Source organism: Pseudomonas sp. SHLD1 (assembly GCF_028640935.1).
Lineage (GTDB): Bacteria > Pseudomonadota > Gammaproteobacteria > Pseudomonadales > Pseudomonadaceae > Chryseomonas > Chryseomonas aestiva.
Window position 1 is genome coordinate 24,804 of record NZ_JAQZAD010000034.1, and the last position, 24,658, is coordinate 49,461.

At 60.8% G+C, this 24,658-nt stretch carries 27 protein-coding genes and 1 pseudogene; 13 read left to right on the forward strand and 15 right to left on the reverse strand.

Annotation, left to right across the window (positions count from 1 at the left end):
• The first annotated feature begins 84 nt into the window (after positions 1 to 84).
• From PVZ77_RS23385 to PVZ77_RS23395, 3 genes are all read left to right on the forward strand, one after another.
• A complete protein-coding gene (locus PVZ77_RS23385) occupies positions 85 to 504 on the forward strand; it encodes a hypothetical protein (RefSeq protein ID WP_273806348.1) in 420 nt (139 codons plus the stop codon).
• Positions 505 to 514: 10 nt separating this feature from the next.
• Positions 515 to 766, forward strand: coding sequence for a hypothetical protein (locus PVZ77_RS23390; protein WP_273806347.1), 252 nt, complete (start codon positions 515 to 517; stop codon positions 764 to 766).
• 92 nt (positions 767 to 858) lie between these two features.
• Positions 859 to 1,197, forward strand: a complete 339-nt coding sequence (locus PVZ77_RS23395; protein WP_273806346.1) for a hypothetical protein — start codon at positions 859 to 861, stop codon at positions 1,195 to 1,197.
• A 54-nt stretch (positions 1,198 to 1,251) separates the two neighbouring features.
• Here the strand turns inward: PVZ77_RS23395 and PVZ77_RS26235 are convergent.
• The 4 genes and pseudogenes from PVZ77_RS26235 to PVZ77_RS23410 form a co-directional block, all read right to left on the reverse strand.
• Positions 1,252 to 1,332 (reverse strand): annotated as a pseudogene (locus PVZ77_RS26235) (hypothetical protein); the annotation flags it as partial.
• Positions 1,333 to 1,491: 159 nt separating this feature from the next.
• Positions 1,492 to 1,809, reverse strand: coding sequence for a hypothetical protein (locus PVZ77_RS23400; protein WP_273806345.1), 318 nt, complete (start codon positions 1,807 to 1,809; stop codon positions 1,492 to 1,494).
• A gap of 104 nt (positions 1,810 to 1,913) precedes the next feature.
• Positions 1,914 to 2,117 carry a hypothetical protein gene (locus tag PVZ77_RS23405; protein WP_273806344.1) on the reverse strand — a complete coding sequence of 68 codons (204 nt, stop codon included), beginning with the start codon at positions 2,115 to 2,117 and terminating at the stop codon, positions 1,914 to 1,916.
• 112 nt (positions 2,118 to 2,229) lie between these two features.
• Complete coding sequence (locus PVZ77_RS23410) at positions 2,230 to 2,823, reverse strand: hypothetical protein (protein WP_273806343.1); 594 nt, start codon at positions 2,821 to 2,823, stop codon at positions 2,230 to 2,232.
• Between the two features lie 181 nt (positions 2,824 to 3,004).
• Here PVZ77_RS23410 and sppA point away from each other — a divergent pair, with 181 nt between their 5' ends.
• The 4 genes from sppA (at position 3,005) to PVZ77_RS23430 (ending at position 6,472) form a co-directional block, all read left to right on the forward strand.
• Entirely contained in the window at positions 3,005 to 3,949 is a 945-nt protein-coding gene (sppA, locus tag PVZ77_RS23415; protein WP_273806342.1) for a signal peptide peptidase SppA, read from the forward strand.
• Positions 3,950 to 3,954: 5 nt separating this feature from the next.
• Positions 3,955 to 4,542: an HNH endonuclease gene (locus PVZ77_RS23420; protein ID WP_273806341.1), complete on the forward strand. Its 588-nt coding sequence runs from the start codon at positions 3,955 to 3,957 to the stop codon at positions 4,540 to 4,542.
• Positions 4,543 to 4,783: 241 nt separating this feature from the next.
• A complete protein-coding gene (locus tag PVZ77_RS23425) occupies positions 4,784 to 4,948 on the forward strand; it encodes a hypothetical protein (protein WP_273806340.1) in 165 nt (54 codons plus the stop codon).
• Positions 4,949 to 5,278: 330 nt separating this feature from the next.
• Positions 5,279 to 6,472, forward strand: coding sequence for an ATP-binding protein (locus tag PVZ77_RS23430; RefSeq protein ID WP_273806339.1), 1,194 nt, complete (start codon positions 5,279 to 5,281; stop codon positions 6,470 to 6,472).
• 45 nt (positions 6,473 to 6,517) lie between these two features.
• On the opposite strand, the gene PVZ77_RS23435 is transcribed toward PVZ77_RS23430, so the two are convergent.
• The 3 genes from PVZ77_RS23435 to PVZ77_RS23445 all read right to left on the reverse strand — a co-directional run bounded on the left by PVZ77_RS23435 (position 6,518) and on the right by PVZ77_RS23445 (position 8,364).
• Entirely contained in the window at positions 6,518 to 6,868 is a 351-nt protein-coding gene (locus tag PVZ77_RS23435; RefSeq protein ID WP_273806338.1) for a hypothetical protein, read from the reverse strand.
• A gap of 6 nt (positions 6,869 to 6,874) precedes the next feature.
• Positions 6,875 to 7,048, reverse strand: a complete 174-nt coding sequence (locus PVZ77_RS23440; RefSeq protein WP_273806337.1) for a hypothetical protein — start codon at positions 7,046 to 7,048, stop codon at positions 6,875 to 6,877.
• Between the two features lie 113 nt (positions 7,049 to 7,161).
• Positions 7,162 to 8,364 carry a hypothetical protein gene (locus PVZ77_RS23445; RefSeq protein WP_273829841.1) on the reverse strand — a complete coding sequence of 401 codons (1,203 nt, stop codon included), beginning with the start codon at positions 8,362 to 8,364 and terminating at the stop codon, positions 7,162 to 7,164.
• A gap of 68 nt (positions 8,365 to 8,432) precedes the next feature.
• Between PVZ77_RS23445 and PVZ77_RS23450 the strand changes: the two genes are divergently transcribed.
• Positions 8,433 to 9,014 carry a hypothetical protein gene (locus PVZ77_RS23450; protein ID WP_273806377.1) on the forward strand — a complete coding sequence of 194 codons (582 nt, stop codon included), beginning with the start codon at positions 8,433 to 8,435 and terminating at the stop codon, positions 9,012 to 9,014.
• Between the two features lie 637 nt (positions 9,015 to 9,651).
• Here PVZ77_RS23450 and PVZ77_RS23455 read toward each other — a convergent pair.
• Together PVZ77_RS23455 and PVZ77_RS23460 are read right to left on the reverse strand one after the other, a co-directional pair.
• A complete protein-coding gene (locus PVZ77_RS23455) occupies positions 9,652 to 10,062 on the reverse strand; it encodes a hypothetical protein (protein WP_273806378.1) in 411 nt (136 codons plus the stop codon).
• Between the two features lie 279 nt (positions 10,063 to 10,341).
• A complete protein-coding gene (locus PVZ77_RS23460) occupies positions 10,342 to 10,917 on the reverse strand; it encodes a hypothetical protein (RefSeq protein WP_273806379.1) in 576 nt (191 codons plus the stop codon).
• Between the two features lie 147 nt (positions 10,918 to 11,064).
• Between PVZ77_RS23460 and PVZ77_RS23465 the strand changes: the two genes are divergently transcribed.
• From PVZ77_RS23465 to PVZ77_RS23480, 4 genes are all read left to right on the forward strand, one after another.
• The gene (locus PVZ77_RS23465; RefSeq protein ID WP_273806380.1) at positions 11,065 to 12,141 is read left to right on the forward strand and encodes a phosphoadenosine phosphosulfate reductase domain-containing protein; all 1,077 of its coding nucleotides are present in this window, start codon (positions 11,065 to 11,067) and stop codon (positions 12,139 to 12,141) included.
• A 791-nt stretch (positions 12,142 to 12,932) separates the two neighbouring features.
• Positions 12,933 to 13,754, forward strand: a complete 822-nt coding sequence (locus PVZ77_RS23470; protein ID WP_273806381.1) for a RepB family plasmid replication initiator protein — start codon at positions 12,933 to 12,935, stop codon at positions 13,752 to 13,754.
• A 470-nt stretch (positions 13,755 to 14,224) separates the two neighbouring features.
• Positions 14,225 to 15,352, forward strand: coding sequence for a ParA family protein (locus PVZ77_RS23475; protein ID WP_273806382.1), 1,128 nt, complete (start codon positions 14,225 to 14,227; stop codon positions 15,350 to 15,352).
• 271 nt (positions 15,353 to 15,623) lie between these two features.
• Positions 15,624 to 16,655 (forward strand): ParB/RepB/Spo0J family partition protein, encoded by a 1,032-nt coding sequence (locus tag PVZ77_RS23480; RefSeq protein ID WP_273806383.1) that lies wholly within the window; start codon positions 15,624 to 15,626, stop codon positions 16,653 to 16,655.
• A gap of 231 nt (positions 16,656 to 16,886) precedes the next feature.
• On the opposite strand, the gene PVZ77_RS23485 is transcribed toward PVZ77_RS23480, so the two are convergent.
• The 6 genes from PVZ77_RS23485 to PVZ77_RS23510 form a co-directional block, all read right to left on the reverse strand.
• The gene (locus PVZ77_RS23485) at positions 16,887 to 19,550 is read right to left on the reverse strand and encodes a DEAD/DEAH box helicase (RefSeq protein ID WP_273806384.1); all 2,664 of its coding nucleotides are present in this window, start codon (positions 19,548 to 19,550) and stop codon (positions 16,887 to 16,889) included.
• Positions 19,551 to 19,590: 40 nt separating this feature from the next.
• Positions 19,591 to 20,313, reverse strand: a complete 723-nt coding sequence (locus PVZ77_RS23490; RefSeq protein ID WP_273806385.1) for a hypothetical protein — start codon at positions 20,311 to 20,313, stop codon at positions 19,591 to 19,593.
• Positions 20,314 to 20,348: 35 nt separating this feature from the next.
• On the reverse strand, positions 20,349 to 20,909 hold the full coding sequence (locus tag PVZ77_RS23495) for a hypothetical protein (RefSeq protein WP_273806386.1): 561 nt from the start codon (positions 20,907 to 20,909) through the stop codon (positions 20,349 to 20,351).
• The gene (locus PVZ77_RS23500; protein WP_273806387.1) at positions 20,906 to 21,298 is read right to left on the reverse strand and encodes a hypothetical protein; all 393 of its coding nucleotides are present in this window, start codon (positions 21,296 to 21,298) and stop codon (positions 20,906 to 20,908) included. The genes PVZ77_RS23495 and PVZ77_RS23500 overlap by 4 nt, the downstream gene beginning before the upstream one ends.
• Before the next feature lie 204 nt (positions 21,299 to 21,502).
• The gene (locus PVZ77_RS23505) at positions 21,503 to 23,098 is read right to left on the reverse strand and encodes a hypothetical protein (RefSeq protein ID WP_273806388.1); all 1,596 of its coding nucleotides are present in this window, start codon (positions 23,096 to 23,098) and stop codon (positions 21,503 to 21,505) included.
• Positions 23,099 to 23,125: 27 nt separating this feature from the next.
• On the reverse strand, positions 23,126 to 23,368 hold the full coding sequence (locus PVZ77_RS23510) for a hypothetical protein (RefSeq protein WP_273806389.1): 243 nt from the start codon (positions 23,366 to 23,368) through the stop codon (positions 23,126 to 23,128).
• Between the two features lie 820 nt (positions 23,369 to 24,188).
• Here PVZ77_RS23510 and PVZ77_RS23515 point away from each other — a divergent pair.
• Positions 24,189 to 24,482, forward strand: coding sequence for a hypothetical protein (locus PVZ77_RS23515; RefSeq protein WP_273806390.1), 294 nt, complete (start codon positions 24,189 to 24,191; stop codon positions 24,480 to 24,482).
• The last annotated feature ends 176 nt before the right edge of the window (positions 24,483 to 24,658 follow it).

Here is a 24,658-nt window from a genome sequence, read left to right on the forward strand (position 1 = left end):
GCCGTACCTGGAAGCCCGTCTCTATGCAGGCCTTGCCAGTACGAACAAGGCACTTTCAGCCCCGGGATCGAGAAGAAAAAAGCAATGGATTACACCTGCGTAGCGCATGCTTTCCGCACTGAGCTTGAAAATCAGAAGGATTTGGATCAACTCCCAAGCCATCTGAAAAATTTTCCCCGTGGCTGCTGTGGCGTGGTGTCGGAGTTGCTTGGTGACTATCTGAACTCTCAGCTAGGCCTTCAGGTTGATTATGTGTGTGGAGAAAAGGACGGAGGCTCCCATGCTTGGATTGAGTGTGATGGTGTCATCATCGACATCACCAGCGATCAATTTGAAGGTCGGCCGCCGGTTTACATAGCGGCCGGAGACAGCTGGTATAGCTCTTGGGAGGAGGCGTCGCGGCACCCCGCAGTCCACCATCCAGGCGCTTGGACGTATCGAGAGGAACGTGCGGTACTTCGAGCAGTGCTCGTTGGTGCCGGGTTCCCGATCTCAGACTTATAGGAAAACACCGATGGCCACCACTGCAGAAATCGAAGTCATCGTGTTCGAACAGCTCGCCGGCAACGTCCGGGGAATGGTAAATGCCTTCATGCAGATCAAGGGCAAGCAAAAGCGTATTGCTCACGCCACCTTACTCGTTGATGAGCAACCGTCAGTTTCGCTGGAAGTACCTCGCAATCTGCCCCTCGATCAGATTGAGGCGGTTGCGGAGAGTCTCAACGCCTTCGTAGCGAAGGTCCGCGAGTTGGCCAAGACCAATTGATCAAGGAAAGCGCTGCGCACAACCGGCCCTTGATTGGGCCTTTTGCAGTACCAGGGCGCGGATTTCGCGTCCGCGAAGATGTAGGTAGGCCCATGATCCTGAAGATTGATCCATCCGCTGTACAACCATTCAAATTCAACCTGTTGGAAGCGGGCCGGGCTGAACCTGATTTTATTGTTCAGTTACTGGAACAGTTCGCAGGTACGAAGCTCAGTGCCGAAAAAAAGGCCTCGATCCTCACCGTTATTTCAGAGCTGCCAGAGGGCGCAGGCATGCGCGATCTGTATGAAGCAATCAAGGTGCGGGAGGCCGCAAGCCTTGGCGTCACAGTGGAGCAGTACGAGGCCCTGTCGCCGGTTCTGGAAGCGCTCCAACGGATGCTTGCACCGGGCGATCACGGTGCCCTCTTTGGACAACCGGCTGACGTGTAGGAAAACACACGCCCCTACCGCCCAGCGATACACCACGGTGAATGGCTGAGCCGGCCGGAGCGTATCGATCAGCAGACCTACCCGCGCCAGGCGGCCACGCTTGCTGCAGCCGATCGCCATGCGCTTGTTCGGCATCGGCCGGCGCCTGGCCAGGTCCACCCGGTCACGCAGAAGCAGGCCTACCGAGTTTGATCCGCAGGTTGATCAGCTGGACGTGCGGCCCCGAGACCGGGCAGGTCAGGAACCGTGGTACCAGGTGGATGAGCATTTGCAGCAGCCTCGCGCGTAAGAGCGCTAGCCGGCCGGCAACTGGGAGCTCGTTCGCTTAAACAGCGGATCGGCGCCCTCGAAGACATTATCCGGCGCTTCCGGCCACTCACGGCGGATGGCATCGAAGTCGCCTTCGTTCCAGCAGCGCAGAAAGGTCATGCCTTCGTCGGTCTCCAGCGCGAAGGCGATCGCGGCCGTGGATGCGTCAGGCGCCTGGTCGACCTTCTTCAACGCGTCGTCAATCGCGGCGGCGTAGCCTTCACGGTAAGCGTCATCTGGATGGGCCTTGGTGGGGCCAGCCATGGGGATCAGTGCACCGATCATGTTGTACAGGTCGAGCATGGGGCCGTCCTCGATAGAAATGGTCCGTCCCAGATCAACGCGCTTTCCCACATGGCAGCAAAGGCGTCGACCCGGGCGGTCGGCCTAGTGTGCTGCTGCCGCCCTCAGCGCAAGCGTCGATTCACGCCCTTCTTGGTAGGGGATTCGGGGGTTGCCCGAGATGCTGCATCGAGCTCGGCTTGGAGCTCACCAGGCGTGCCGGTGAGCTCTGCCAGGAGCTGGCGGGCCAGTGAGTAGGCATCGTGATCCGCCGCCGGCGCCGGCCGATCGGGAGTCGGGCCTGGTGCCTGGGCACGAGGTTGAGTCATGTTCACCCTCCGAAATGTGGGCCGCTGAATGTCATTCCGGTAGCGCGCAGCGTCAAGAGGACATTCAGCCAGCCGCCAGCACCTGGCGCCATCGATAGGCGCCGGGGGCAGATCACGCCGGCGGGGTGTGCCGCCGCGAACGTTCCGCAGCCCAGACGCCCTGCACGAGAACCGAGCACCAGGTATAGAGGGTTCGCCCAAACACAAGGTAGTAGAGCACTAGCAACCATAGGCGCGGCGTCGGATCGCCCATCACTCGCGCCAAGGTAAATGGAAGGCTGCCAAAGAATACGATCAGCACGATAAAGAGTAGGTAGTCGCCGACCTGGCTGCTATGGCTCACCGGCGCTGCCACCGGCCCCGGTGCTTTGAAAGGAGTGGTGTCCCAGGTCTCGACCAGGCCCAGCGCTCTACGGACGGACGCCGGCGCCAGATACACTTTCGGATCGACATCCAACCGCAGCACCTGGATGCCTCGCATCTCGTCCCAACTCAATCCGTACCCTTCTGCAGTGAGTTGCTCCAGGGCGCTGATCAGCGCCGTATGGGTCGCCTTGCCATGCCACAGCCCATCGCGGTGATCGATCCAGATGCTCCTGGCACCTTGCGCCTGGGCGCATGCCAAACGGGCCTTGATAGCTTTCAGGTAAATGGCCGGGTCGACTGGCAGGGTGCGGCCTCCCGTGTGTTCGAGTGCGTATTTCATGGCTGGAATCCCGACTGGTAGAGATCATCAGTATCGACGCGCCACCACGCCCTAGGCGGCCGATTCAAGCCTTTCCCGGGCGAGAACCGAGCCGGTACACGCCCATTCGAGGGGCAAACTCGTGACTTTTTCGGCGCGGGGCTCGTGACACTGACGGTCTGATACCCGCCACGAGGTTCCAATGTCCGAACACGACAACACGCTGCTTCCCGAACTCATCCGCGACCTCATCAAAGAGCGGCGCGCATCTCGCCGGCTGAAGCTGCTCAAGTACTCCTTCTGGGGTACCGGCCTGCTGCTGGTTGCAGGCGCGGTACTGGTCGAGCACCTGCAACTCGACGAGGCGGATGAAGCCAAGCAGATCACGGCCGTCATCCAAGTGCGGGGCGAGATCGCCGACGGTGCCGAGGCAAACGCCGCCGCGCTGAAGAAGGCCATCGGGCGCGCGTTCGATGACGAGCGCGCCAAAGCCGTGGTTCTCAAGATCAACTCGCCCGGCGGCAGCCCGGTACAGGCTGGCCAGGTGTTCGACGAGATCAAGCGCCAGCGCGGCCTGCATCCGAAGGTGCCGGTCTACGCCGTTATCGAGGACCTGGGCGCATCAGGTGCCTACTACATCGCCGCGGCCGCTGACGAGATCGTGGCAGATAAAGCCTCGCTGGTCGGCTCCATCGGCGTGACGGCGGCGTCGTTCGGCTTCGTCGACCTGATGAACCGCGTCGGGGTGGAGCGCCGGGCCTACACCTCCGGCGCGCACAAGGCGTTCCTGGATCCGTTCCAGCCGAAGAACCCTGAAGAGACCGTCTTCTGGAATGACGTGCTCAAGCAGACACACCAGCAGTTCATCCAGTCGGTGAAGACCGGCCGCGGCGATCGCCTGAAGGATGCCGATCATCCGGAGCTCTTCTCCGGCCTGATCTGGACCGGCGAGCAGGCCAAGCAGCTGGGCCTGATCGACAAGCTGGGGGATGTCGACTACGTCGCCCGGGACCTGGTGGGCGCCACGAGCCAGGTCGACTTCACGGTCAAGGACAATGTCTTCGATCGCTTCGCGAAGCGCCTGGGCGCTTCTGCCGCGCAGCAGCTGTCGATGGCGCTGGGCTTCAGCGGCGTATCGCTCCGATGAGTCACATGGTGAAGATGACCCCAAGACTGCTTCAGGCCTCTATCGCACCAGCGCTAGCCCCAGCAAATGAAGTACGTCTGGTTCAGGTATTTGATCCGATGGGCACTCAATACCCCAGCACTTCTTGGCAGCGTGCTGAAGAGTTGGTGCTCAGCAATCGAGCCGAATGGATGCCAGGCGGGGGCAAAGGCGAGCTGTCCGCACTCCAACTGACCTATGTTCCGTTCATGATCGTTGCGCAGGTCGATCCTAACCAGGACCAGCTGGGAGAAACGAAGTCGGCGAGGGCCCGCCGACATAACGTAGCCACACTGCGTAAACGCGATGGGGATCTGTGCTTCTACTGCCTGAATGAGATGACGCGCGAGGAGATGACTCGCGAGCATTTGCTCGCTTTACATACGGGTGGTTCAGACCGCAATGAAAACCTTGTGCTCACGCACGCGCGATGCAACGAGGCGGCCGGGCATCTCAGTACCGCGGAGAAAGTCCGCGTACGAGAACGCAACCTCACCCGCATTCTACTCACTGCCAGCCCCGACTTTACCCATCGCCTTCTGCAGCAGCTGAAGATCATGGCGGTGGAGAACTGACGGGTACCCGGACGCGACAATCGAAGACGGCGTGATCGTCGACGGCGTGGAGAATCCGGATGGGCAATTCGAAAAACTTGCCTTGGCTAATGACGTAATCGCCTCCCCCATACAGATGCGCTACCGCGCATTACAGGGCATGGCATGAGATCAGCAGCCCCAGGTAAATATCCGCTGGAAGGGGGCCTCTTAGGCGGCCGAGTTTCAAAGCGTGGCCGAATAACCCAAACAGGTAGCAAGCATGATGACGCTCGATGAAGCGATGGATGAGAAAAGAATGGTGACCCGTGAAGACGCGGAACGTGAATGCCGGAAGCACACGCTCGATCCGTCTGAAATGTTCGCAGAGCTGGGCGACCACCCCGAGTACAAAGCCTGCGATGTGCTTATCTGGCTCGGTTACTGAATCCAGGCAAAACGACTCATGGGCCGTGAACCTGCTGCATCGGCTCGTGAGCTTGATGCTAAAGGCGAGCCCGAGGACCTTGCCGCGCTACGTGTCGGTTAGTAGGCAGCGCTCCCTGGCTGCTCGCGTACTCGCGGCCGGCGATGGGAGATGGTGCAGACGATCCTGGGCCACCAGCACCTCAACCACTCAAAGCCTTATTTGACGGTAGATCTGGCGACGATTCGCTGGGCATTCGAGTTGGCTGTTCGAAGTCCCTCACCTTGCAGTTTGTAGCGAAGTTATGTAGGTTTATGTAAATCAGATAAACCTCCAAAGGTTTGTATAGCTATGGATCCTATTAGCAATCCTTATTCTCCGGGGGCCGGCACGCCGCCACCCGAGTTGGCTGGCCGAGGTGAACTTCGTGAGCGCGTGAGGATTGGCATTGCAAGATTGCGCCGAGGAAACCCGGCCAAAAGCGTTTTGATGGTCGGGTTGCGCGGCGTGGGCAAGACCGTGTTGCTCGACCAGATGCGTACAGATGCCGAGGCCGAAGGGATTCATACGATCCGTATTGAGGCACCTGAAGGTCGCTCCCTGCCAGCGCTGCTGGCCCCCCAATTACGCCTCGCATTACTTCGGTTAAGCCGGGTTGAGGCAGCGAAAGACATAGCCCAGCGTGGCCTGCGCGCCTTGGCAGGCTTCGCCAAGGCCTTGAAGGTGACCTACAACGACATTGAGGTAGGGCTGGACTTCGACCCTGAGCCAGGCCTTGCCGACAACGGTGATCTCGAAAGCGATTTGGCCGCCTTGCTTGAGCAAGCAGGCTCAGCCGCTCGGCAAGGCGATACCGCGCTGGTCATCTTTATCGACGAACTTCAATACGTGGGTGAAGGTGAGCTTGCCGCATTAATCTCTGCTCTCCATCGGTGCGCTCAGAGCCGGCTGCCAGTGACTGTGGTAGGTGCTGGCCTGCCTCAACTGCGCGGGCGAGCTGGTAACGCAAAGTCTTATGCAGAGCGGCTATTCGACTACCCGGAAATTGGCCCGCTGAGCCAGGCTGAAGCGGCAATAGCTATCGTAAAGCCGGCTGAAGACGAGGGTGTCGAGTTCGAAGCCGAGGCTGTAGGGCTTGTTGTGGATCAGACCAGGGGCTATCCCTATTTCCTTCAGGAGTGGGGTAAGCATGCGTGGGATGTGGCAGAGCAGAGCCCTATCACGAAGCGCGACGTAGAGCGCGCCACTGGAGAGGCCATAGCCGCTCTTGATGAGAGCTTCTTCCGGGTTCGTTTTGATCGGCTCACACCAGCTGAGAAAAAGTACCTCCGCGCCATGGCTGAGCTTGGTGCAGGGCCGCATAGGTCTGGGGATATTGCAGAGAAGCTCGGGCGACGTGTGACAGCCCTTGGGCCGACCCGCAATAGCCTGATTGCCAAAGGCATGATCTGGAGCCCTAACCATGGTGATACTGCATTCACCGTGCCGCTCTTTGACGAGTTCATGAAGCGGATTATGCCGGGGGATGAGTGGGATGCCACGTGACACGAACCGCCTGGGCGGGCGTCCAGCAAGAGGCTGGCTGGAGGGCTAGCCGCTGGGCCCTTTGGGTGAATCCGGCGAGCGATGGAATAGGAGCGCGAAAGGCCCAAAGAGGCAGACGCCCGACAGCAAGATCCAGAAGGTGATGAACGTCGCCTCGCCTCGCTCATAGCGCGGCGCCTTACTGCCAATTGAGTCCTGGCCCCACCACAGCAATAGGGCGCCCAACGCAAGCCCTATCGCCCACAGGGCCGGAGCATAGTCCTGCCGGATATCCAGGTTGATAAGGAGCTTCCACAGCCACGCACCTGTGCTGCAGACGCTGGCTACCACACAGAGCCACATCAGGGCGTACATGACGTCGGCATAGAAGGCATAGAACGCCGGGATAAGATCCATTTCCAACTACTCCCCGAGCTTGGCCGTCAACTCGTAGGAGACGAGCCAATCACTACCCGCCTCCCCGGCGTCGCCCACGACGCTATCCAGCTGCTCCCGCAGCCGGGTCTCAAGCTCCTCGACCGAATCGCACCCCATGTCCTCGAGCTCGTCCGCTGTTACTTCAATGCGTACCTTCATCGTTGGTCTCCCCTATAGTTCAGATGACCATCATCCTCACATAGCTCAGTACCGCCGCGGGCCAGGTTCATGCCGGTCAGGGGCATGAACCGCCAGTTAGCTCGTCTCAGGCGCTAGCCGGCACGCTCGCAGGGCGCAGCCATGTCGGATTGGAACGCGACGAGCGAGGCGCGCGCCTGGCGGCACGCCTCAAGGTAGCCAGGAAAGGAACACGGAACATCGGCCAGCGAATCGGCAAGCGCCTGGCAAAAGTTTGCGAGCGCGAAAGGCTCGTCTATCCCCTCTCCCGCGCCGACCAGGTAGTTTGGCGAGACTTCGACGACCAGTCCGGGATTTGAGGCTGCCTCGCGCCGCAATATGAAGCGGCCGCCCGAAAGCTCGCGGATCAGCCGCCCCAGCGGTATCCGCGCAAAGCTGCGAGCGTCATCGAAGATTCCGGCGAGTTCGCGGATCCGGGCGAAGTGCGCGCGCCAGCGTCCCTCCTCCTCTGCTCGCGCTCGCGCAGCCCTCTCCAGGTACCACCATTCGTACTCCACCACCGGTAACCCTCGGTACAACACATCCTCGAGCTTCTTTTGCTCAGGACTATCGATCCAGCGATCTCGGGTCTGCGACACGTAGGCAATCAGCAGGTGCGCGCACCCATGCCGCCGCAGGCGCTCAACCTGGTGTTCAAGTGAGGCGGCCGGATCCCACATCCACGCCGGCGCAAAGCACTCGATCTGTGCCGCGAGCGCAGCGGTCGCAGCGTGCACGTCAGCCAGTACCTGGAACCAGAGCTCTGCCGTGATGGCGCCGTTCTGGTGATCGAGCGGGAGCCGAGACAGGCGGTGAGGCAGGGCCAGGGCCTGATCCACGAACCCGGGCATCCGCCGAACGCCAAAGGTGTGGCGTTCAGCGGGGCGGTAGTGCCGAGCCCGTGCTTCCGCCTGTAGCGCGCGCTGCAGGATGTCCGGCAGCCACGGCAGCGCTGCGGCCATTCCCCGGCGCTCGGCAAACTGGCGAGCGCTGAACGTCCCGTTCTTGCCGTTGGGCACCACGAACCAACCACACTCGACCGCTTCGGCTATGAGCTGGACGGGTGTTTGCAGGCTAGGTGGCACCGCGGCCAGCACGTCGTGGTGAGCTGCCGACTGGCGAGCGGCGAGATACCTACGCGCCCAGGGATAGGCCTCCTTGCGCAGGATCGCCTTGCGGTAGTGTTCCAGGGGGAAGGAAGCCCTTTCCTGGGCGAGAGGTTCTATTGAATTCATCTTGGCTGGCTGCAGTTGATGCAGCCAGCGTACGGAGAATTGATAGAACGCAAGGCCTATCAAGAAGCGGCCCCTTGCGTTTTGAAAAGCTGTGTCAGGGTGGATGGTACATATCAACCAGGAGCCTCACCATGAACACCGAAACCCTCCCCTCCACTACCACCGCTACAGCACCGGGCACTGTCGTACCAGGCCGCCTGGTCTTCCATCGCGACGAGCCATCCCGCTTCGGTCCCATCGAAGTAATGAGCCAGGATGCCCTGGTGAAGGGTCTGTCGATGAAGCAACAGCAGATCCTGCCGTTTGAGCCGGAGGCGCTTCTCACTGCCGCGCAGCTGGCCGAAGTCATCATTGATCTCGCCGGCCAAGCGGCGACACCTGCGAGCGCGGACCAGTTGGCGGCCTATGCTCGTACCTTGGCCGAGGCCTATGGCGCGCATAGCCAAGCGGGTGACCTGGCCGTCGGCGACTTCGCGTTCTATCACCAGGATCCGGCTGCATACGGGCCTCTCGCCATCCAGGCGATCGCTTCGAAGATCACGGCCTACAGCAAGTACAAGAAGCTGGAGTTGGACTTCGACCAGGCGGACCTGAGCACTGCCGACCAGCTGGCTGAGGAGCTCATCGGTGCCCTCACCATCGAAGAACCTGAGCTGCGGCATCTGAAGGTGTCAGCTCGCGCCAAAGCTCTGGCCGCGGCGTTCGCCAGCTAGCCATTCCGGCCGCCCACAGCCACTCGTTTCAGAAGGCCCTTCTCGTAGGGACCGTCCACCTAGATACCAATCTCGCCGGCGTGCCCGGTGAGTTGTTTCGCATCCACCCAGCATCACGCGGTGCTGGGCTTCGCTATCGCAGATCAGCGTCCAGCAGGTAACCATCCAGCTGCCGGAGCGGGCTCAGGGCGTCCTTACAAGCACTGGTCGGCGACCTCGGCTGCAGGATTCCAGACAGCGCACGCGGACTCTCAAACGAGCCTTAGCCCCCAGATCACCCCAAGCTGCGCACATCGATAGTGTCCGCGCGCTCCATCGGCGCCGGCCATCCAATGGCCCGGCTTATACCGTGCTCTTCCATAGCATGGTCGCCAGGCCGCAGCCCGAGGCAAGCCGAACGGACTCACCATCGCGCGGGGATGACAGTATTCCGGCCGTGGTTGTCCGCTGTACCCACCAGCTGATGGAACAGGTTCCGAAGCAGGTACTTATCGAGAGGACTTGTATTAGCGACTAAATGAGCGAAAGCCCGCCTTCCCCTCACCAGGCAGTATCCGCGCCGACAAGCGCCAGGTCGCTTTCCGACGCCGGCCTATCCATCAACGAAATGCCTGTATTCCGGGAGCTGGATCGGTCGTCAAAACAGCGCTAGCTGCTCATTAACCTCAGCTTCAACCAAGAACGCCTGGATCGCCTCGTCATCAGCATCACACCCGCGGCCGGCGCCCAGCAGGCCGGCGAAATGCGCCTTCAAGGCCTGTTCGCCCTGGCCGCCCGGGGCGAGCTGGTCGATCGCATGCCAAGGTACCAACCGCTCCGGCGGCAGAAACCGATAGGGATCGGCCACCAGCCCGCAGGCAAAACGGCCGGTACCGAGCGAAATCAACGCTCGGCACCTCTCCTCGTCACCCAGCTCCTTGCCGAGGTCGCACACCTCGGCAATACAGCACAGGCCGCATCCGTTGCACGGCTTGCCCTGCGGCGGCTTATCCAGCGAGACCAGGTGTAGCAGGTGCCAGACGGCGCCTGCAGGCTTTGTCTCATCCATCTCCCCTCCCCTCTTCACCGACGCGTCCCGACAGAACTCTGCCCAGGTCACCTGGGCGCCATTGGGCAACCGGCTCATCGCAGTCGGCGCAATAGAGAATCTTCCCATCGCGGACCTTCAGGTTCGAGTACATGTCGGTGTTGTCCGCAGTACCCCCGTCCAGGTCGACGTAGTACTCGCCTGACCCCTGGTAGTGTCGCTTGATGAAAAAATTTGCCTGGTTTCCGCAAGACGGACAGGACACCGGCTCATCGATCGTCTGCAGGTTGCTACTGCGCATTATTTGCCACCTCGGCGCGCGGTACCGGATTTTCTGCCTGACCGACCTTTTCCGTTTCGATTCTTCCGGCCCTTTTTGCCTGATTTACCCCACCCCGCACCCCAGGGGTCGACCCGGATGTCAGGGTATTGATCCTTGACCGCGTTCCAGCTCGCCTCACGCGGTGGCAGGGTGGCTTCGACATAGGGCTCCCAGCCGACCCAACTGATCGCATCCATCAGCTCTATGCACAACTCCCCCCCTTCGATCGGTGACGGGGCACCGTGCTCATCGACAATACGGGTGTCGCCAAACGACCAGGTCTGCTCGTCCAGTTCGACCGCCATGAACACTTCCCACTCGGTCGTATCGTTATCCGGCCCTGGGTAGGCCACCCAGGCCTCACCGATCTGCAACGGCCCGTACTGCGTCTGGAACTTCACCGTCACGTGCCCTCGGGCGTAGTGCAACCGCGGGTTGCCGGTGCCGCGCACTTTCTTGATGACCGACACGACGCTCATCGGCGGCAGGTCTTTCTCGGGAGCGTGAGAAAGGTGTTCGAGTAACTCCACAAAGTCGTCGTAGCGGATATCCATCGTCTCAGGTCCATGAGGGGTACTCCGATACCCTGACACCTTTCCTGAGAATGCAAGGGTAATCCGGTAAAGACGCAAACCGCGCAAACGTTGCATTCCTGGGGAATGGGAGATCCTGCAGAGGTCCTTCCAACTGTGGATCTCCCCATGTCTGTCGTCGCCCGAACTGCTGAAATCGATGCCCTCCTCTCCCGTGATGCCGTGGTCGCCATCGGCGTCAGCGGCGGCAAGGACTCGGACGCCTGTGCACTGGCAACGGCCGCCTACCTCGACCAGGTTGGCCACCGTGGGCCCCGGTTGCTGATCCATGCCGATCTTGGCTCGGTCGAGTGGGAGCAGAGCCTCCCCAAGTGCGAGGAACTGGCGAAGGCGATCGGTTGGGAGCTCGCCGTCGTGCGACGTGAGGCGGGCGGGATGATGGAGCGCTGGGAGGGCCGTTGGGAGAACAACGTTCGTCGCTATGCCGAGCTCTCATGCGTCAAGCTGATCCTGCCCTGGAGCACACCGTCCATGCGCTTCTGCACCTCGGAGCTCAAGAGCGCGGTGATCGCTACCTACCTGAAGAAGCGGTTTCCCAGAAAAGACATCATCAACGTCACTGGCATCCGCCGCCAGGAAAGCTCCAGCCGCAGCAAGATGCCGGTATCCAAGGTAGACACCCGACTCAGCCGGCGAGGCCTGCAGGGCCTGGTGTGGAACTCGATCATCGAATGGACTCTTCCAGAGGTCCTGGGTGAGATCGCTGGCCACGGCCGGGAGCTGCATGAAGCCTACACCCGGTACGGCATGAGCCGAGTGAGCTGCTCGTTTTGCATCATGGCTTCCAAACCGGACCTGATCGCTTCCGCGACCTGCGTTGGCAATCAGGACACCTATCGTCGAATGGTCGCCCTGGAAGCAGTGTCCTCGTTCGCGTTTCAATCTGGCGCCTGGCTCGGTGATATCGCGCCGCAGCTGCTCGACCCCAAAGCATTGGAGCAACTCCGTAACGCGAAAGAGGTATGCCGCATACGCGAAACCGCGGAAGCGACGATCCCTCGGCATCTGCACTACGTTTCGGGTTGGCCTACCTGTATCCCAACCGCAGAGGAAGCGGATCTTCTCGCGAACGTACGGTTGACCGTCGCACGATTGCTGAAGCTCGACGTAGCGTGCAGAACCGGCTCTGAGGTCAGAGCTCGCTACGCGGAGTTGTACGCGTGTAAGCCTGAAGAGGTCGTCTAGGCTCCCATTCGCCTCATTCATCCCGCTGCATTGCAGATCGCGTTCGAGTTCTGAGTGTAAAGCCATTCATCGGTCTACTCTGCCCGGCCGGCTTCGCGTTTGGCGTGAGGGCATCGTAAGCCTCGATTCGTGAACGAACGCGCCATGGCGTTGAGCGCGGGCAAGCTTGGAAAGACTCGAAGGTTGTGCTGATCGTCCTCTGCAGTGACCTGGCGATAGTGGTTTTCACGTTCTCGCGGGATGGTTGTCTGCAGCTAGGTAGGTCGACTGTGAATTCTCCGGCATCTGCAACGCCCTGAAACCTGCATTCTATGCCGGTTTCAAGAGGATTCTACGCCCTTAAAAGGGAGGAATTTGGTGTGCTATCCACAGGCCCTTTCACCAATTTATTCCTTTAGTACTTTTTCCTTTACGGGGCCCTGAAACCCGCGCCTAGCAAGGCTTCCAGCTTCTTAAAAGGGAGGGATTTGGTGCAGAAAAGGGAGGGATTTGGTGTTTGCCAGGGAGGGATTTGGTGCTTAGCAGGGAGGGATTTGGTGTTAAACAGGGAGGGATTTGGTGTTGCCCTATTTACGCCCTTTTTTGGGGTGAATTGACCGTTTACAGGGAGGGATTTGGTGCTATGGCGTTGAAATTTGGGCGTTGTGGTCCCGATTTGCCGGCTAAAAAGGGAGGGATTTGGTGTCAGGAAGAAACGGTGTAAACGCTTAAAAGGGAGGGATTTGGTGTCTGCATAAGGTGTAGTCTTCGGCTACCCAGAGCTAGCCCGTGATCGCGCAATGACCGCTCCGATGATCTACAAAAGCAATGCCTTGATTGAAGCGTCGTATGAGCTGACCGTCCTGGAGCAGCGCATCATCCTGACGGCGATCACCAAGGTTCGGCGCGATGAGCCTGTCACCGATGACGTCATGTACTCCGTTTCAGCTCAGGAGTTAGCTGGTGAGTCAGGCGTTTCGCCGAACTCGATGTACAGCCGTATGAAGCAGGCGGCGTTCAACCTCAAAAAGCGAGACGTGTGGCTGACTCACCTTCCAAATGGGGCCGGGCCTATACCAAAGAAACGGCGTCAGACGGGTTGGGTACAGACCGTGGATTACATTGATGGCGAAGGCCGCGTAGAGCTTCGCTTTTCAAAGGACATCCTGCCCTACCTGACTCAGCTCACAGGTTACTTCACGCAGTACCCCTACCCTGACATTGCTCACCTAGAGTCCCAGTACGCTATCCGGCTGTACGAGCTGCTATTGACCTGGGGACCGAAAGGTATGCGTGAGGTGAGCCTTGAATCGCTCCGCGACTGGTTTGCGCTTGGAAACACCTACCCTGTGCTGAAAGACTTCAAGAAGTGGGTGCTGGATGTGGCGTGTGAGCAGCTGAACCAGTGGTCACCCTACAAGGTCGAGTACAGCCAGCGTCGCACTGGCCGCTCAATCAGCCACATCATCTTCAGCTACGGGCCCAAGACGGCTAAGAAGCGGGTAAAGCTCGAGCCAAAGGCGAAGAATATTGGCACGGAGCCGATCACTCAGCTTGAGCTGAGCAATCTGGCGATGCCTGGCGAAAGTGAAGCAGCAGCGCTTGCCAGACTTCGTACTCGCAGTATCCGCTAGCTCCCTGCCGGCACCCTTAGGGTCTAGGCTCAAAGCGTAGATCGACGCCCTCACTTGGAGGGGCTCTAATCAGCGGCGCGCCTATGAAAGGCACAGCGTATCTGCCACTGCGGTCTCCTCATCATTCCGTCGCACTGCACGACAGCGATGCTCGGTGGGACGTAGGCACCCGCCTTCCTCTGGAGCACCTGCCTCTGTAGGTGCGCGTTATCGCTGTGCTACGAGCGCAGCAGAATGAGTCCCTGAGCTACCTCTGTTCAGGTACAGCGAAGGCGATGCGCTGAATCTTCTCCCAAAGTCGCCAAATTTACCGTCGCCAGACGTCCCGCTTCTATCACGCGACCATGTCACGGGGTTCGCTCGCCTATAGTTCAGGTTTAATGCAGAAAAACAGACTAATTCCTGAATTCTGACTTGCGTGATAAAAAATGGTGGTTACGATAGCGTTTTCGCTAAGGGGACTATCAAGAATGGCCGAGCAAGTAGAAACGCCTTCTGGCGAGCTTAATTACACCGACTTCACGACCATACCGTATCCGCCAAAATTCGCCGCTGACTGCCTTGGGGTGACTACACGGCGACTCAAGGATATTGAGGAAGAAAACGGTATAGAGATCCGACGTATCGCCAGAGGTACCGTCACCTCTAGGTCATATACCCTGCCAGACATCTTCAGCTTGGCTACGCTGCGTCGAACCAAGGGATACACGAAAGGCCTAGCACGCCAAATCGTTATCTCGACGTTTGTCCAAAAAGGCGGCACGGGTAAGACAACCACCACTGCAAACCTGCCGATCTACCTCCAGCTGTCTGGGTTACGTGTCCTTGTCATTGACAACGATCCTCAAGGGGATCTGTCCAGTATGTTCGGCTATGATCCAGATTTGGAGCCTGCTGACCTAGAGGCGTTAGGTATCCCCGCTGATCGCTATGTCGACGGGCATCTAGGAAGCATTCTGAGTCGCGACCTCCGTGGGCGTATGTTCGACCCGAAATCGTTTTCAGAAGTCGTCAAGAAGCCCTTCGGTGAGCATGGTCCCCATCTCATACCGGCCGATGCTCATCTGGAGGACCTCGGCGTTGCCCTGGATGCCGAAGACAACTCCGACTTTTGGTACGCGCGCTGGCTTGACCGGGCTCGTCGGGGCGACGTACCTGGTGTTGATCTCTCAGCTTACGACGTCATCATTTTTGATAATGCTCCGACCGCCTCGCGACTTACCAAGAACTCAATCGTCGCAAGTGATTTTCTGATTAGTCCAGTGCGGATGGACAAATTCAGCTTTCGAGCGCTTCTCAGGCTGAATGACTGGCTAGTACGGTTCGCTGACGCCTACCAGCGGTCGCCCGGCATTCTCGCGATCCCAACTATGTTCATTCGCAATCGTCCGCGGATTCTCAATAATCTCGGTGTGTTGAATGAGCTCTTCCCCGGAGGTGTTGCGGAGGAAGTGCTTTTCTATTCGGAAGACTATGGCAAAGCGCTTGATCAAGGCGTCCCGCTGCTGGTTTGGAAAGGGGCATCGTCGAAAACGGTTGACTCAATGCGCAAGGTTTTCGCCGAAGCACTGGACAGGATCAGAGAACTCGCAGGCTGAAGGCGCTGATTGGTGCACGGTGCACCACATACGTTGGGCGCTTTGATCAGGCGAGGGCGAAAAGCCGTATTACAAGTGGTGCACGGTGCACCACTTGCATTGGGCCCTCAGATCAAGCGGCTGCGATGAACAGCAATTTCGGTGGTGCACGGTGCACCACTTGCTCAGCCGGCAAAACACCTGCGACTGCGTGTACGGGGTTGCTTTAACTCAGCACAAACCTGATCAGAAGAATAAGCGGCTCAAAGGAGCCAACTGGAGGACCTAATTGATGGCTAAATCCAACGACTTTCCAGGCAACACATCCAAGGGTGGTGCCGCGATTCGCGGGCTCCGAGCGCCAGCGACCGTCAGCCAGGCGAAGCTAGACAAGCCGTTATCTGAATTCTTTGAAGAGACGTCCCAGCAGGGCCAGGGTACGGAAAAGGCACAGCAGGCAAACGTTTCCATATCAGAGACTCAAAATACTCCTTCCTTGGGGAATCAGTCGAAGGTCGGTAGCACCGGCGATAGAGTTCTCAAGGCGATCCCCGTAGCGAAGGTCATCAAATCCCGCTTTCAACCGCGTCTGACTTTCGATCAGCAGGCGCTTGAGGAACTCGCAGACTCAATTGCTACGATCGGCTTGACGAAGCCGATCATCGTTCGGCAGACCGACGACAAAGCATACGAGCTGATTGGGGGGGAACGCCGCCTGCGCGCCCATCAGTTGCTAGGACTCACCGAGATTACAGCAGAGGTAAAGGACGCCTCTGACGGTGACGCAATGTTGCTTGCGCTGGCGGACAACGAAGGTCAGGAGCCGCTCTCAGACTACGAACATGCCAAGCAATACGCGCTCATCTTGCAAAGCACTTCCATGTCCATCCGAGCACTCGCGCGGTCACTTGGGGTCAATCACTCTGTCGTTAGCCGGCGACTTGCCTTGAACGAACTGCCTTATCGCGCAAGGGAAATACTGGATAAATATCCAGGTGTTATTGGGTCCAAGTGGGCTCGAGACTTCGCTGAATACGCAAAGCAGAACGAGAATCTGGTAGTTGAATCACTGCTTCATATCGCAGAGCAGGGCTGGAGCCAGGAGAAGGCTCTGAGATGGCTGACGACCACATTGCACGAGCTTCAAAACCCTGGTGCTCCTTCTAAGTCTCCCGTCTCTGTTCCAGGGGTTGGCTATTTGCGTAGGTCGGGCAAGAGGATAGAGCTCAAGTGCGATGCCACGGTTGACGCTGCAAAGCTAGAAGCAAAGCTAAAGGAGCTGCTGGCAGAGTTGGACCCACATCTGTTCGCAGTAAGCGGGTAGAGAGGGGGTAGCGACAGATCCTTGAGCACCAGCTTCAGGCTGCCGAGTGCAGGCGCTCTCGTTGCAACAGGCGCACGGGATGTGCTCGAGGTCTGTATCTCTGTCCAGCGTCCTGTTCTGTAGCGTCGGTGCTGGCTACAGCTACAACCGGTGGATTTAGCGAAGAAAACGACGTCGAACCGGTCGCTAAGCATCGCTCGCCAGTGATGTTTCGACGCGAGTTTTGCATTGCTAAGAGAACATACCCAGTTCGCGAAGCGCAGCCTGTTTCGCAGCACCGAGCCTGCCTGCCTTCAGCATGGTCCTTTGGCGAGACACCCATGAGCCCAGCCGCAGCCCGGCAGCCGTCACGTGTTTCACCGGTACCGAGGCGTCGCCGCTCGCAGACAGGTATTCCTGGAGCGCCGCATAGTGCTGTTGCCAGGCAGCTTCCGCTGGATCGAAGGAAAACCCAAGGGCCAGCAGCCGGCCGTGATCCGGATCGTCCGGTTTTTCCTTCAGCCGCGTACGCTGATTCGAGCACCACCTACCGAGCTTGTAACCGTCGCCAGCCACATAGGCGATCGGTACATCGCAGTGGCCATGCGCGTCCTTGAACTGTTCCAGGTGCTGCAGGCCTTGGTCGAACGCCGCACCGAACATCTCCCACACAAAGCCCAGCTGATTCAGGAGCTCAATGCGCTGCTCGTCAATTTGGCCGTCGCGGTAGCGGGCACGCTGATTCCCCACCCAGGTACCGAGCGCTGTCCCATCAGGCAGCACGAAGTCGAGCGGCACATTCACATGGCCATGCCGTGCGCCAAATTCGTGCAGCGCGGTGTAGGCGGCTTCCCAGCGGGCATCGAGCACGCCGGCGTCGAAGTCGAAGCCCAGGGCGGCCAGCCGATCACGCCTGGACAGGTCGATCTGACGGCTGCGCTGGTTCCGGCACCAGTCCGCCAGATCGGTACCGTCTACCAGCACCTGGCGCTGGGCAACGCGCAGGTGGCCATGCTCCTCCCTGAACGCGACGAGCGCTTGATACCGTTTCTCCCAGGCGTCATCGAAGGGGCTCAGGATGAAGCCCAAGGCCTCGAGCAGCTGCTTTTTCCGCGGCGCCAGCCGACCGAGGCGGTAGGCCTTGCGCTGCTCGCTGCACCAGTGGCCCAGGGCGAGCCCGTTTGCGGTGACGATGTCGACGGCGGGGGAGGGCGATCCCGTGTCTGCCAGATAGCTGCGCAAGGCTTCGTACCCCCGCTCCCAGGCATGCTCTCGCGGATCGAACTCGAAGCCGATGGCCTCCAGCTGCTCGGCACGGTTGGGCGCAAGCCGGCCTAGCCGGTGGAGTGCGCGCTGGCGAGAGCACCAGGCGCCCAGGGTGTGCCCACCCGATGTGCGATAGCTGCGCGCGACCCGGGCATGGCCCCGGTCGGCTACGAAAGCGCGCAGGAGACCGTAATAGTGCGGCCAGCTGCCGGCGATGCGCCCAACGAGCTCCGTTGAAAGCACAGCCTTGAGGCTGGCGGCCCAGGCGCCCGCGTCGGGACGACCTGCAGGTGCGATGACGTGCAGCTTGTTGAACCAGCCGGGGAAGGACGGTTGCCCGGATTCACCCTGGTCCACCGCGGCGCGATGAACCTCGTTGAGCATGGCGTCGTCCTGCTCGGCGAGCGCCGCCAGTGTCCGCCAGACCGTGGACATGTCGCTGCGCGCTACGGCTTGGATGAGGGACTCGCCGGAGCTCCGCTTCAAACGCAGGGGTATCAGGACATAGCCGTAGCGCTTACCCGGCGCCTTGCGTACGGCGCGGCCGAGCGCCTGGACGATGTCCACGTGGCTTTCCCGCCGGTGCATGAAGGCGACCAGATCGGTATCCGGCACGTCCACCCCTTCAGCCAGGCAGCGCGCGCAAGACAGCGCTGCGCGCGGGGCCCGGCCGTACTGGTGCAGCAAACGCGTGCGCTGCCACGAGGGGAAAGAGCCATCGATGTGGCGCGCCCAGAACTCGCCCTCGCCGACGGCTTCCCGCAGCGCCGTCGCGAAGCGCTTCGACTGCGAGATCCGCGAGTAGAAGGCGAAGGCCTTTCGGGCGCCGACGTCGGTCATCGCGCGCAGCAGCTCTTGGGCATGCACGGCGTAGCGGCGCTCCTCATCACCCAGTGCTTCGGCGAGCTGCTCGTCGTCTGCTTCCTCCACGGAGATGATGACGCGGAAATCGCAGATGATCCCCGCGGAGACAGCGGCGGAGTAGCTGAGCTCGTAGGCAACCGGACCGAAAACGCCCTCATCCGTCATGGAGTAGGTGGGCCCGGTCCCGGCCGGGCCTTCCTCCTCGGCGATGGCCAACGGCGTTGCGGTGAGGAAAAGGCGTCTGTCGATCCGCAGGGTAGGGTGGTCATCCAGCGCGAAGCTGTTGCGCCGGCCGGCGGAGCCGGCTGTCTTGTGCGCCTCGTCGAGGATCCCCAGGTCAAAAGCAAAGCCGGGCGGCAGGCCCAGGGCGAGGGTAGGGGCACTGGCGTAGGTGCACAACACGATCAGTTCTCGACCCAGGGTGCCGACCTTGAGCCCGATATCCTCTGGCGAAGTGGTGACCGCCACCGGCAGATCCTCGAGCACCTCATGCTCATCGTCGAGCGTGGCCACGCTCTCGTCGCTGCAGACGCACAGCACGCGCTCAAGATCCAGCTCGGCGTTGCTCACCCAGGCCTGCAGCGTCTGGCTGACCAGTGCGAGCGACGGTAGGAAAATGACGATGCTGCGAGCATCGATCGCTGCGGCGACACCCTGGGCAAGCCGAGTCTTGCCGGTCCCACACGCCATATGCACCTGCAGCCGGGCCCGCCGCTTGAATCCGTCCAGGATGCGGGCGCGGGCTTCGAGCTGGTGAGGGGCGAGGAGGCTGGAGGAAAACTGCATCGGTAGTGGGCGGCGGTGAAGTAGTAGGGGAGGGGGGTGATTATCGCACCGAATCGGCTTGTGCTTCAGGTGCGCGCCCGCGCACAGGGATACCGCGGCGCTGACGGGCGCTGGCATATCGGGCAGGGGTCCCTCCATGCTGCGCCGCCAGGTCCTCATCTGACCGGGTACCCAGCAGGCCGGCAATTTCCCTGAGCGGCGTCTTGTTCGAAAGCACCTGCTCGCCGCGGCGGATCGCCTGGATCTGCATCAAGCCGCAGCCGGCCCGGGCGGCTAAGGCCTCGTCAGATAGGAGGGGTAGCAGCGCCTGCAACTCGGCCGTCCAGGTCAGGGCGTCGCGGGTCGCCGGAATGCCACGGTCCCGACGCAATTTGCTGATCACGGGTTGAGCGATGCCGAGCGTCGAGCCGATCGCCAGGTCCGTGACGGTGCCCAGCATGGCGTGCATCTCTGATCGATCCGGCACGTGCCGGGGGATGCCTAGCCGCGTGCGTACCTGTTGGATCTGGAAGTCGCTGAACCCGAATTCGCGCGCCAGCTCGCCATCCGAGCGCTTGCCGAGTTGCGCTACCTGGTCAGGGCTCAAGACCGCAGGCGCTGGGGCAGCGCGCGGAGGCGACGGAATCTCACGCTCCGTACGCCATTTCCAGATCAAGCGGCGGTTGACCCCTAGTCGCTTGGCCAATTCGGCATCGGGAAGCGTTCCAAGAAGCTCGGCCACCTCGGCGGGCGGGCCATCGCGCTTCTCACGCCAGGTCAACATCGAGGCGTTCGACGCCGGGTGCGCAGGACGGCTCTTCACGGTTGGAGCCAGAACGCGAGGTCGGGGTAGGTAGGCAACGGACGGTAAGGGGTGGCGCGGACGACGCAGAAACCGGCGTGCATCAAGCCATGGATGCCGATATAGCGACGTGCCGCCAAAGCAAGACGGATGTCGCGGCCGCCACCGCTGTATTCCCTGTCCAGGATGATGAGCTCATCCGGTACGCCCAGATGGCGGCCGGCAGCCCAGGCCCAGGCGGTGGCTTCTGGGTCGCTCGCCTGCAGAAGCGCTCGAAGAGTCGGGTAATCCGGAGGTAGCTCCGATACCGACGGGTCGTCGAACACCTTGCCGATCGCGCGGTGGACATCCCCGGACAGCATCACGCGGTAGGGTGTCGGCACCAGCGCCAGGTGGCCAGCCTCGTGCAGCAGTGCCGAGATCGAGCACCGCGGATCCAGGTGAAGCGCCCCGGCAACGACCTCGATATGGTCGATGAAGCCCGATGCGCCCGGGCGCCACAGAACGGTGAGGCCGATATCTGCCAGGAATTCAGCGGCCTTCAGAACGTAGGGGCACCCAACGGAAAGGGAGGTCATGCGCGTGATCCATCGGCCTGGCGCTCAGGGCGGCGCCGGGTGATCAGGTAGCTTCCAGCCAGGGTAGAGAGCACCAGACCAGCGAACAGTCCTACACCGGTCAGGTTGCCTCCCTGCAGCCGCCAATATGGCTGCTGATAGGCCATCGGGCCGTCCGGCATCTGGATCGTCAGTGGCGGCTCGGGCAGCGTAAGGGTCCAGGTACCGTCAAGGTTGCCCTCGGCTCTGCCCCTGACCTTGCAGCTCGACGCACCGTACGACTTCACAACCGCGCAGCGTTCCTTGTCCAGAAACACATCCACCGGATCCATGATCTGCAGGGCGAAGCCGAGCCTCATGAAGAAGGCCAAGCACATGATCGTCCAGACGATGCTCAGGAGAAAACGCATATCAAATCCTCGGTCCGATGGCGCAGCGCAACCGCGGTCAACTGCTCGGTTGGGGGCGCTCGCCCCAGTGGCCACGACCCGGTGAAACGCTCTGCTACCTTGTGCGTCCTGGCGCAATCCAGGCACCCCATTATACGTCGATGCGCCCGGGGCATCCGGGATGCCAGCGCCGGCGGTATCTTGCATGCCTGTAGACCCCCTGGCTCAGAAAGCCATCAGGTACTGGCCGGAGTCAGTCACCGCGTGTGCCGGCCGTTCCGCCGCTTGCGGCCGGGCAGCTGCAGCAGGGCGTTCGGCGGACGCCGCATACGCACGCAGCCGCGCAGCCAGCGCGTCTGGATCGTTGAGCACGTCGCGCACACCGGCGCGATGCAGCTGGTTGCCAATCCGCAACATGCGATCCCAGGAAGAGTGGCCACCCTTTTTGAAAGAGACCACACCGAAGCGCGCCAGGTAGTGCACGACTTCGGAGGGATAGACGTCCGTGTGCGGACCGTAATACTCGAGCGCGCGGTCGAGCTCGAATTCGTAGAACAGCTCCACCCCCTCGTCGTCGATATCGAATTCCTGGGTCCCGTTCACGTGGGTGTAGTAGACCCCGCCCTTGTTGATCACATGCTCGGCGCCGGCGGCTGCAGCGCTTACCGAACGCAGGCCCTCGTGGAAGCCGTTGAAGTGGCGATCCGCGAAAGGAACCTGGATCGATTGGCCGACCTTCAGCGCAGACCGCGGGTGCTCCTCGTAGGCCTCAGGAATCGCGTACCGGCGGCCGCGCTCGCAGATCTCGCGGTATTCGTTGAGAGCGGTGAATGGGCGCTGGTAGGCGTAGCGCCCCCAGTACAGGTCGATCGTCAGGATCTCCTTCATGCCCAGCAGCGTGAAGCGCCGCGGCTTGCGGTTGGCCATGGCCCAGTCGGCCTCATTGGCATCGATCGTCAGCGCATAGCGCAGCAGCTCCAGGCAGAATTCCGGCGAATACGCGTTGGCGGCGATCGTCAGGTAGCCGGTGTCCGGGTCGACAGTGCGCGACGCCCAGTTGCGGGCCGCTGGATCATAGTGGCGGGCCTTGAGGTAGTTGCGGAAGTCGTTCAGAGGCTTCATCCAACGATGCTTGCCCGACTCCTCGGCCAGCATGTTTTCCATGCTGCGATCGGTGCTCACCCGCAGGCAGCCCCAGCAACCATGACGGCTGCCGCACGAGGTCTTGCGCTCGGCGCCGCCGTCACGGATGAACACGTTGATCATGCATTCGCCGGCCGCGTCCCGGTAAACGTCAGCGAGGCGCTTGAAGTCGGAATAGGTTTCAAAGCGCTCGTTGGTGACTTCAGCCAGGAAGCAGAAGATGTCCTCGGTGGTGAAGTCGGCGATCGGACTGAGCACCCAAGTCGAAGTCTCGCCAGGCTTGGCCGTGTTGACAGGGACATCGGCGCGCTCGCCGCGGGCTTCCATGTTCCGCTCGCGGGCCGCCGATTCGTCCCGGCGGGTGCCGATCAGCAGGACCAGGTCCTCGTCCCGGAAAGCTTTGCCCAGCTCGGCCTTGATCTTGGCGCGGATCTGGCGCTTGGTGCGCTCCAGCGGCGCCTTCTTCAACTGCTGCTGGCATTTGGCGCTGTTGCCCGGGAGGCTGGCCACCGTACGGCCGCCGATCATCGACACCAGCCAGTTTTCGGTGAGGTTCGGCCGGCAGATCCACACCCGTACCGGAAGCGCTTTGGCCTTGGCATAGGCGCGAAGTGCCTTGATCTCGCCCTGGGCATAGGCGTGCACCACCGGGTTTTCCATCAGCGTATCGCTGTTCATGACGTGGAGCTCAGGGACGGTGAACCCCTAGGCCTGCAGCTCTTCCATCGCTCGCAGGGCTAGCGCGACCATGACGCTGCTGTCCTTGCCGAAGGACGACGCGGCTACCAGGTGCTTGCGGGCCCGCAGCAGACCTTTCACCACCGCGACCGCCGCCTGCACCTTCTCTGCCAAAGAGGGCTCAACCAGCCGCGCCGGCGCCGTGATGTCCAAGAGGCTGATGGCCTGTTCGTCGGCGGGGCGGAAGAGGGTCGGGGCGACGTGCTGCATGGCGGTAGCTCGAAAGTCTTGAGGTACCTTCAAGCTACAGGCGATCTCCAGAATGCAAGTCTGGGCACCGGCAGGCCTCAGTGGGCGGCCCCACCCGGGCCGGCGGGCCCATGAGCGAGGAGGCCGGTTCACTCAGCTGCTGGTAGCCGACGCGCGCCAGCGGGCGCAGGTCTGGAGTTGGTCCTTACCGCCAGTGCGGGCGGCGCCAGGTATCGCCGAAAACAAGCGGGTTCACCCCTGGCTGGTGCGTAGATCGGCCACGCATCTCTAGCGCAGCGACAGACAATAGCGATAGAAAAACCCGCAGCGGCCACCGGCCCGGTCCAGGGTTGCTACCCGTTGCCAGTCGTCATGGCTAGGGCCGATCGATGCCCGCCTTACGATGGCGCTGGTTTTGGTACCGTACTCGTTAGATCAACCGAGCTTTCCTATGACAACCTTTACTGAACAGGTCATTTCTCCAGCGGCCTCCCTGGTCCAACCATTCGGATGGATAGCCCTTCTGGTGTGCGCGTTTACGCTTCTCCGCGCGTTTGGTGCGGGTCGGATGGCCTGGTACCGCTGGCATGGCAATCGAACAGGTCATGCCGACATATCGGATCCGCAAATGCGGCAGATGCTTGAGGAGGCGCGGCTGAGTCCCTGGCCGCCCTTGGCAGAGTCAGTCCTGATGACGGCGCTCTCCGGCTCTTTGCTGTGGTCGGCTTGGTCTTCGATCAACCTGTAGCGCGTGATTGGCTGACCGATGTGCCCGCACCAACTCCGCGGACGGCCCAAATGGCGGTGAAAATCAGAAGCCGCCGCTTCTGAAGGACGCACTATGAACGAAAGTCGTGACGCAAATGGCATGCCAGATAATTGGGAAGTTGCGTTGATAGTTGCGGTCGAAAAAGAGCTATTACAGCTTCGATGGCTCATTAAAAGCGAGTATCAGAAAACAAATGGAGTAGAGAAGTCTGATGTACATGCACAAGTCAGTCGTCTTACCGCGCTGACTGACTTAGCTTATCCAGGTATTGGCGGACTTCCGATGAGTGAGACGACCGCCGCCAAGCTGCACGAGCACAGTGCAACTGCAATGCAGTGGATCAGGAATGGTGGTTCCACCCTATAGGAGATAGAAGGGTGGGCTGCGAACACAGAGGTGGAGCTATCAGGTATTCTGTTAAGGTGAGTGTGGTCTTCGATTACTCTATGACTAACTTGCCCTCGACGCGGCAGAAACGCCCTGACCAGCAGACGGGCTTGCGTTATTGGCGAGTGGTGCGACCTTGATCCCACACCGAATCA

Excerpts from the sequence above, each read along its gene's own strand:
- PVZ77_RS23385 (WP_273806348.1), top strand. The coding sequence starts at position 85 with ATGGATTACACCTGCGTAGCGCATGCTTTCCGCACTGAGCTTGAAAAT.
- PVZ77_RS23390 (WP_273806347.1), top strand. The coding sequence starts at position 515 with ATGGCCACCACTGCAGAAATCGAAGTCATCGTGTTCGAACAGCTCGCC.
- PVZ77_RS23395 (WP_273806346.1), top strand. The coding sequence starts at position 859 with ATGATCCTGAAGATTGATCCATCCGCTGTACAACCATTCAAATTCAAC.
- PVZ77_RS23400 (WP_273806345.1), bottom strand. The coding sequence starts at position 1,809 with ATGCTCGACCTGTACAACATGATCGGTGCACTGATCCCCATGGCTGGC.
- PVZ77_RS23405 (WP_273806344.1), bottom strand. The coding sequence starts at position 2,117 with ATGACTCAACCTCGTGCCCAGGCACCAGGCCCGACTCCCGATCGGCCG.
- PVZ77_RS23410 (WP_273806343.1), bottom strand. The coding sequence starts at position 2,823 with ATGAAATACGCACTCGAACACACGGGAGGCCGCACCCTGCCAGTCGAC.
- sppA (WP_273806342.1), top strand. The coding sequence starts at position 3,005 with ATGTCCGAACACGACAACACGCTGCTTCCCGAACTCATCCGCGACCTC.
- PVZ77_RS23420 (WP_273806341.1), top strand. The coding sequence starts at position 3,955 with ATGGTGAAGATGACCCCAAGACTGCTTCAGGCCTCTATCGCACCAGCG.
- PVZ77_RS23425 (WP_273806340.1), top strand. The coding sequence starts at position 4,784 with ATGATGACGCTCGATGAAGCGATGGATGAGAAAAGAATGGTGACCCGT.
- PVZ77_RS23430 (WP_273806339.1), top strand. The coding sequence starts at position 5,279 with ATGGATCCTATTAGCAATCCTTATTCTCCGGGGGCCGGCACGCCGCCA.
- PVZ77_RS23435 (WP_273806338.1), bottom strand. The coding sequence starts at position 6,868 with ATGGATCTTATCCCGGCGTTCTATGCCTTCTATGCCGACGTCATGTAC.
- PVZ77_RS23440 (WP_273806337.1), bottom strand. The coding sequence starts at position 7,048 with ATGAAGGTACGCATTGAAGTAACAGCGGACGAGCTCGAGGACATGGGG.
- PVZ77_RS23450 (WP_273806377.1), top strand. The coding sequence starts at position 8,433 with ATGAACACCGAAACCCTCCCCTCCACTACCACCGCTACAGCACCGGGC.
- PVZ77_RS23455 (WP_273806378.1), bottom strand. The coding sequence starts at position 10,062 with ATGGATGAGACAAAGCCTGCAGGCGCCGTCTGGCACCTGCTACACCTG.
- PVZ77_RS23460 (WP_273806379.1), bottom strand. The coding sequence starts at position 10,917 with ATGGATATCCGCTACGACGACTTTGTGGAGTTACTCGAACACCTTTCT.
- PVZ77_RS23465 (WP_273806380.1), top strand. The coding sequence starts at position 11,065 with ATGTCTGTCGTCGCCCGAACTGCTGAAATCGATGCCCTCCTCTCCCGT.
- PVZ77_RS23470 (WP_273806381.1), top strand. The coding sequence starts at position 12,933 with ATGATCTACAAAAGCAATGCCTTGATTGAAGCGTCGTATGAGCTGACC.
- PVZ77_RS23475 (WP_273806382.1), top strand. The coding sequence starts at position 14,225 with ATGGCCGAGCAAGTAGAAACGCCTTCTGGCGAGCTTAATTACACCGAC.
- PVZ77_RS23480 (WP_273806383.1), top strand. The coding sequence starts at position 15,624 with ATGGCTAAATCCAACGACTTTCCAGGCAACACATCCAAGGGTGGTGCC.
- PVZ77_RS23485 (WP_273806384.1), bottom strand. The coding sequence starts at position 19,550 with ATGCAGTTTTCCTCCAGCCTCCTCGCCCCTCACCAGCTCGAAGCCCGC.
- PVZ77_RS23490 (WP_273806385.1), bottom strand. The coding sequence starts at position 20,313 with ATGTTGACCTGGCGTGAGAAGCGCGATGGCCCGCCCGCCGAGGTGGCC.
- PVZ77_RS23495 (WP_273806386.1), bottom strand. The coding sequence starts at position 20,909 with ATGACCTCCCTTTCCGTTGGGTGCCCCTACGTTCTGAAGGCCGCTGAA.
- PVZ77_RS23500 (WP_273806387.1), bottom strand. The coding sequence starts at position 21,298 with ATGCGTTTTCTCCTGAGCATCGTCTGGACGATCATGTGCTTGGCCTTC.
- PVZ77_RS23505 (WP_273806388.1), bottom strand. The coding sequence starts at position 23,098 with ATGAACAGCGATACGCTGATGGAAAACCCGGTGGTGCACGCCTATGCC.
- PVZ77_RS23510 (WP_273806389.1), bottom strand. The coding sequence starts at position 23,368 with ATGCAGCACGTCGCCCCGACCCTCTTCCGCCCCGCCGACGAACAGGCC.
- PVZ77_RS23515 (WP_273806390.1), top strand. The coding sequence starts at position 24,189 with ATGAACGAAAGTCGTGACGCAAATGGCATGCCAGATAATTGGGAAGTT.